Source organism: Lentilactobacillus dabitei, assembly GCF_019061365.1.
Taxonomy (GTDB): Bacteria; Bacillota; Bacilli; order Lactobacillales; family Lactobacillaceae; genus Lentilactobacillus; species Lentilactobacillus dabitei.
The window spans coordinates 1-6,190 of sequence record NZ_JAHPPD010000118.1 but is presented as its reverse complement, the minus strand read 5'-3'; the positions used below and the strand labels follow the sequence as shown (position 1 = coordinate 6,190).

Annotated in this window: 6 protein-coding genes; 3 read left to right on the top strand and 3 right to left on the bottom strand. The window is 43.4% G+C overall.

The window, feature by feature from the left end:
• Positions 1-102 precede the first annotated feature (102 nt).
• The 3 genes from KTE19_RS12515 to KTE19_RS12505 all read right to left on the bottom strand — a co-directional run bounded on the left by KTE19_RS12515 (position 103) and on the right by KTE19_RS12505 (position 2,447).
• A complete protein-coding gene (locus tag KTE19_RS12515; protein ID WP_217164185.1) occupies positions 103-1,155 on the bottom strand; it encodes a 5-oxoprolinase subunit C family protein in 1,053 nt (350 codons plus the stop codon).
• Complete coding sequence (gene pxpB / locus KTE19_RS12510) at positions 1,148-1,873, bottom strand: 5-oxoprolinase subunit PxpB (RefSeq protein WP_217164187.1); 726 nt, start codon at positions 1,871-1,873, stop codon at positions 1,148-1,150. The genes KTE19_RS12515 and pxpB overlap by 8 nt, the downstream gene beginning before the upstream one ends.
• A gap of 193 nt (positions 1,874-2,066) precedes the next feature.
• Positions 2,067-2,447 (bottom strand): DUF1694 domain-containing protein, encoded by a 381-nt coding sequence (locus KTE19_RS12505; RefSeq protein ID WP_054746807.1) that lies wholly within the window; start codon positions 2,445-2,447, stop codon positions 2,067-2,069.
• A 342-nt stretch (positions 2,448-2,789) separates the two neighbouring features.
• Between KTE19_RS12505 and KTE19_RS12500 the strand changes: the two genes are divergently transcribed.
• The 3 genes from KTE19_RS12500 (at position 2,790) to KTE19_RS12490 (ending at position 6,011) form a co-directional block, all read left to right on the top strand.
• A complete protein-coding gene (locus KTE19_RS12500; protein WP_217164189.1) occupies positions 2,790-3,698 on the top strand; it encodes a hypothetical protein in 909 nt (302 codons plus the stop codon).
• Positions 3,699-4,262: 564 nt separating this feature from the next.
• Positions 4,263-5,261, top strand: coding sequence for an AI-2E family transporter (locus tag KTE19_RS12495; protein ID WP_289427414.1), 999 nt, complete (start codon positions 4,263-4,265; stop codon positions 5,259-5,261).
• 60 nt (positions 5,262-5,321) lie between these two features.
• On the top strand, positions 5,322-6,011 hold the full coding sequence (locus KTE19_RS12490; RefSeq protein WP_217164192.1) for a 2,3-diphosphoglycerate-dependent phosphoglycerate mutase: 690 nt from the start codon (positions 5,322-5,324) through the stop codon (positions 6,009-6,011).
• Positions 6,012-6,190 lie beyond the last annotated feature (179 nt).

Below are 6,190 nucleotides of genomic sequence, written 5' to 3'. Positions count from 1 at the left end.
GCTGGGATAATTTTTCATAGCTTAAACTCGCTTTTTACATAGAAGTATATCAAAAATCATAGATCTTGGACAGCTTCTAAAAAAGTGAGCGGATCCCAGCCGCTACCCCTTAGAAAAACCGCCCTCAAACAATCCACGAATCCGTTGCGCAGCTGATCGATTGATTCCGATCGGAGCTTGGTAACGTTGTTCAATAAATTCCGCTTTCAGTCGCTGCAGTAACTCGGTTTGTTTCTGGAGTTCGTCTTCAGCGGTCTTCAAATTGGTTAATTGAAATTGGATGAGCTGGTGGTTTTGACACTGAACGATTTTGCCAATGTCGGCGGTTAAAATGGTTGCAATCACCGGATAACCACCGGTCGTTTGCCGATCCGCCAGTAACACAATCGGCTGGCCGTTGCTGGTGATTTGAATGCCACCAAAGACCGTGGCTTCGGAAAGCAGGCTCTTAAGGTTGGTGGTCAACGGCTTGCCAGCTAACCGGTAGCCCATCCGATCGGCCTCAGAGGTGAGCTGGTATTGCTGATGCTGAAGTAATCGTTGATCTGATTTAGAAAACAGCGACCATTGAGGACCCTTCAAGATTCGAATGACCAATGGGTTTTGCAACATTGCCTGAGGATCCCGGAAACTTTCCAGGAAGGCTTGGTTAACTCGGCGATGACCGAAACTTTGGAGCGTTTCTTGGGGTGAGATCGGCAACTGATCGCCTGCTTGGAGCGCCCGGCCATTGAAGCCACCGATGCCAATTCGTAGCGTCGTTGAGCGGCTGGCCATCACTTCTGGTACCTGAATACCACCTTTGATGGCCAAGTAGCCATAGCGGCCGGCGTTGGCAGAACCAATGGCCAGCTCATCGTTTTCATGAATTCGAATGGCTTCATTTTCTGGAATGGGTTTGCCATTTAGGGTTGGCGAGAATTGACCGCCAGTGATGGCGATGAACGTGGCGACCCGAAAGACCAATGTTGGTCCGGTTAAGGCAAATTCCAGACAAGCCGTTTGGCCGCGGTTGCCAACCAATAAGTTGGCGAGCCGGTGGGATGCTTGATCCATACTGCCGGAAACAGGGAAACCATCAATTTGGTGACTCACCCGGCCCAAATCCTGAATGGTCGTCTGTAAACCTGGTTGAATCACAGAAAGGTTATGCATTTTCCGTCACCACCTTTACGTGATAATGACCGAGTTCGTCCGCTTGTTTGATAACGTCGAAGGTTTCCTTGTCGATGGCTTCAAATTTGATTTCGTCGCCGGCGTGATAGAATGGTTCGGGATTATCCGGCTGGTAAAGGGTGAGTGGCGTTTTGCCAATCAGTCGCCAACCACCTGGTGAGGTGACTGGGTAGAATCCAGTTTGGATGCCGGCAATTCCAACACTGCCAGCTGGAATCTTGACTCGTGGTTTGGACAATCGCGGCATTGCGATCTGGTCATCAACACTCGCCATGTAGGCGAAACCTGGTAGAAAGCCAAGAAAATAAATGAGGTAGGACTTGCCAGTGTGACGTTTGATGACTTCGTCGGTAGAAATACCAGCGTAATCGGCAACGTCTGATAAATCCGGTCCATAGGGATCTTCATAGCACACTGGGATGATTAAGGTTCGTTTAGGAGGTAGCGGCGCAGCTAATTGATCTGCGATAATGCTGTCAAGTTGCTGCTTGAGCTTCCTTGGCGTCGTCCTCATTGCGTCAAATGTGACCAGTAAGGTGTGGTAAGCGGGGATGACAGCTTGGACGCCGACCACCTTGTCCGCGGTGATAATTTTGGCGAGTGCCTGCAGCCGTAAATTAATTTCCGGATTAATTTCATTTGGAAATTCGATTGAGATGGCTTGGTCACCAACTGTCGTTAACTGATAGGGTTTCATAATGTAACCTCGATTCAGTGTGTATAATTATTAGATATTCGGCAATAAAATTAATTAAAAATAATATTAATCTGTGTAAATGTGTTTGTCAAATTCATTTTAATGCATGATAACAGGGAAGTGTTAGTAATTAGATCTCATGAAAATAAAAAAGAAGCCACAGAAAAGCCGGCTTCTTAACGTGTGTATAAAATTACAATAGAATTCGACGCTTGATTTTTTCCTTAGGGGACGCAATCACCAGTCCAAAGTCATGAGGCCCAGTGTGGGCTTCAACCCGAACACCATTTTGGACCAAAACAGTAAATTGATAATTGTGATCAATTGCCATGCCCATGTAATCTTCAACCAGTGTGTCATCCATTTTGCCGTTAAGATACATTCGATATTCTGGATAATTGGTGATTACCTTGGCGACCATTGCCGTGGTTTCGGGTTGACGCAATTGACTAATCGTCAGGGCAAGGGCAACCCGTTCTCTGAAGTTACCCAGGAATGCCCGCTTTTCATCAGGCTTGAGTTGTGGGTTGCCAAACATGTGCTGCTTAATATAATCTTCGGAATCGTTTGCCATGAGTGGGCTCCTTTCTTAAGATACTATCCCAACTGTAACAAAATTGATGAGAAAATGCATGTGAAGGGTTGGTAAAAATGAATTGATTTAAACAAATGGTCCAATCAGGCGACTACGGACCTCAATGAACCAGCAGGCTTCATTGAATTACGATGCTGGCAATCTCGATACTGCACGTTCAAAAATTTGCCTCATTGCTGCATAGTGTACGCTCATTTTTTTAAATCGTCAGCGTCACTTTATATAGGAAAAATCTCTAATCACCTTTCATAAACACTTGAATGTGATCAGGCCATTGATGTTATAATAAATCTGAATAAACTTTAATAGGAGGGCTTCACTTTGAAAAGATGGATTTGGATTGTAATCACCTTAGTTATCGCGCTTTCGATTGGTGGTTATGCATTTGCCCGACACAGTCAAAATGAAAAGCTTTATACGGATGCAATGCAACGAGGCAGCCTGCAGATTTCTAATAAGAACTATACTGCGGCCGAAACCGCCTATACGAACGCCTTAAAGAGAAAGCCCAATGATGAAAAAGCATCCACGATTTTAAATCAGACCCAGTCGTTTATGTCTGCCAATGATCTGTTCAAAGACCGTGAGTTTGCCAATGCCAAGAGTGGCTATCAATCAGTCGCTAACACCAAGAGCGGCAGCGAATTATTAAAGAACCGGGCCCAGTCCCAGTTGACACTGATTAAAACCATTCAGAGCAACAATAAAAAGTATGATGCTATTTATAATCAGGCGTTAAATGAGACCGACGAAGGTAAGTACGCTGAGTCAAACAGCACGTTGGATAAGATCTTCTCGGACAAGTCGATTAAACAATCATATTATAAAGACGTTTTACAAAAGGCTGAAAAGCTCCGCGATAAGAATAACAGTGCCTTAAATGGCAGCTCCAGTTCGACTTCAAATGACTTTGAGTCTTCAAACTCAAGCAGTGATAGTAATACAACTAATAATCCGAATGTGGCGCCCAATAAGAATGCCAGTTTGACGTCCTCGGAAAAGAAGGCTGCCGCAAATTATAAGGGTTCAAATGAATATACCGTGACGCCAAGCCAAAAGGAAATCAATGGTAAGGAAATCACGGCAAGCCAAATTGCCAGCGCCAGAAAGCAAATTAGCGCTGCAGGAATTGATTCCAATGCAATGAGTGATCAAGATGTCAGAAATGTTATCAAAGGTGCCCATAATAGTAATGAGTCGATTGGAAAGTATGTGAAGGCGCATTATTAAAGAGTGTGCGTAACAAAACGGTTAGGGGTCGGAGCATAAGTCGGCTTTATCGTAAGTCCCTGGGTTTGGGGCTTGCGATAAAGGTGCTTATGTGCAGACCCCTGTTTTGTGGAGCACCATTCAGCTGTGTAGCCTTAAAATATAACTACTGTCGAATAGGTGCTTATGTGCAGATTGCTGCTTGGTGGAACACGTTTCGGCTATGTATAAGCGTATCCTAAGCCCCTGGTTTCGGGACTTACGATAAAGGTGCTTATGTGCAGACCCCTGTTTTGTGGAACACCATTCAGCTATGTAGTCGAAACACACACATCCCCAACTTCATCATCCAAATAAAAATCACAACAAATCTCAGAAGTGCTCAAAACTGCCACTTCTGAGATTTTCCGTTTAGGGGAAAGTTATCCGGATCTTAGCTAAATAAAACTTGTCTAACCCGACGCGGACAATGTATCATTGAGGCACAAATAAAAATCGATCACATGACATGTGAGGGGAGTTGGTTGTTTGACGGCGTGGTCCAAATTTATTAATAACGTAGCCCTACGAAGATTCACCGTTTTAGTGTTCGTTATTTTTGTTCTTTACGTGACCAGAAGCATGATGAGTACAGTTCTACTGACGTTTATTTTTTGCTTGTTGGTTGTTAAATTAACCAACAAGATTCGTCAGTATATTAAGATTCCCGCTCCGCTGATTGTGACGGCAGTGTACTTATTGGTGATTCTCGCGTTGTACTATGGGGTGACGATTTATATTCCCAAGATCGCGGAACAGGCGATCAATGCCACCCAAGACATTATCAACTTCTATTCAAATCCCCAAAATGTACCAGACGACACGACGATTCGCTGGTTTAATGAATTGGTGAAGCAAAGCAATATCATGTCCCAGATGAAAAATGGGGTTGGCCTCATTTGGAAATACATCACCGGGGTTGGAACGATGGGGTTGACTTTCTTCCTATCGATGATCCTGAGTTTCTTCTTTACGGTTGAGAAGCGAACAATGGATAAATTTTCATTACTATTTTTAGAGAGTGATTTTGGCTGGTTCTTCCAAGATCTCTACTTCTTTGGTAAGAAGTTTGTGGCAACCTTTGGGGTGGTCATCGAAGCTCAATTCTTTATCGCAATCTGCAACACGGCTTTAACCACAATTGCGATGGCGTTCATGCACCTGCCACAGTTGGCAGTCTTAGCACTGATGGTATTCATCCTAAGTTTAATCCCAGTTGCCGGGGTAATCATTTCCTTCATCCCGTTGTCGCTTGTTGGTTACTCTGTTGGCGGTTTCCAAGATGTGATTTATCTGATTATCACTATTCTAGTAGTTCACGCCTTTGAAGCTTACGTGCTGAACCCGAACTTTATGGCGTCCAAGACGAACCTGCCGATCTTTTACACGTTTGTGGTGTTATTGGTTGGTGAGCACTTCTTCGGCGTCTGGGGCCTAATCTGTGGGGTGCCGATTTTCACGTTCTTCCTGGATATTTTGGGTGTAAAACGCCACGATGAACCGGTAGCGGTCGCCGCGGATAAAAATGCCGCCAAAAAAGGCTGAAAAATTATTTCATTTGGTGTAAAATCAACTGATAGACAAATAGAGAAAGAGGTAATAATATTGGCAAAACTTGTTTTAATTCGTCATGGTCAAAGTGAATGGAATTTATCTAACCAATTTACTGGTTGGGTTGACGTTGATTTAAGTGAGGAAGGCGTTAAGCAAGCAATCAACGCTGGTAAGTTAATCAAACAAGCTGGCATCGAATTTGATTTTGCGTTTACTTCAGTATTAACTCGGGCAATCAAGACGTTGCATTATGTTTTGGAATACTCAGATCAACTTTGGATTCCAGAAGTTAAGTCATGGCGTTTAAACGAGCGTCACTATGGTGCATTACAAGGCCATAACAAGAAGAAGGCTGCTGAAAAGTACGGTGATGAACAAGTTCATATCTGGCGTCGATCATATGATGTTTTGCCACCTCTTTTGAAAGCCGACGATGAAGGTTCAGCTGTTCACGACCGTCGTTACGCAAACTTGGATCCTCACATTATCCCTGGTGGTGAAAACCTCAAGGTAACCCTTGAACGAGTAATGCCGTTCTGGGAAGACCAAATTGCCCCTAAATTATTAGACGGCAAGAACGTGGTCATCGCTGCCCATGGTAACTCATTACGTGCGCTTTCAAAATACATCGAAAACATTTCTGATGAAGACATCATGAACTTGGAAATGGCAACTGGCGAACCAGTTGTTTATGACTTTGATGATCAATTGAATGTTTTAAGTAAGAAGAAGTTAGATTAATAAGTTGAAATTTGACTAAATCAAGTTTCTTAGAGCCAATCTATTCTTAGGTTGGTTCTTTTTCTTTACCAAGAATTGTTAAATTTGATTTTGAACAATAATGTAAGCACTAAATAACTGGACGTCTACTTCGTAGACGTCTTTTTGAGTACCATAGAATTATTAATTAAGTATGAGGT

Coding starts and splice junctions, on each gene's coding strand:
- KTE19_RS12515 (WP_217164185.1), bottom strand. CDS start 1,155: ATGCATAACCTTTCTGTGATTCAACCAGGTTTACAGACGACCATTCAG.
- pxpB (WP_217164187.1), bottom strand. CDS start 1,873: ATGAAACCCTATCAGTTAACGACAGTTGGTGACCAAGCCATCTCAATC.
- KTE19_RS12505 (WP_054746807.1), bottom strand. CDS start 2,447: ATGGCAAACGATTCCGAAGATTATATTAAGCAGCACATGTTTGGCAAC.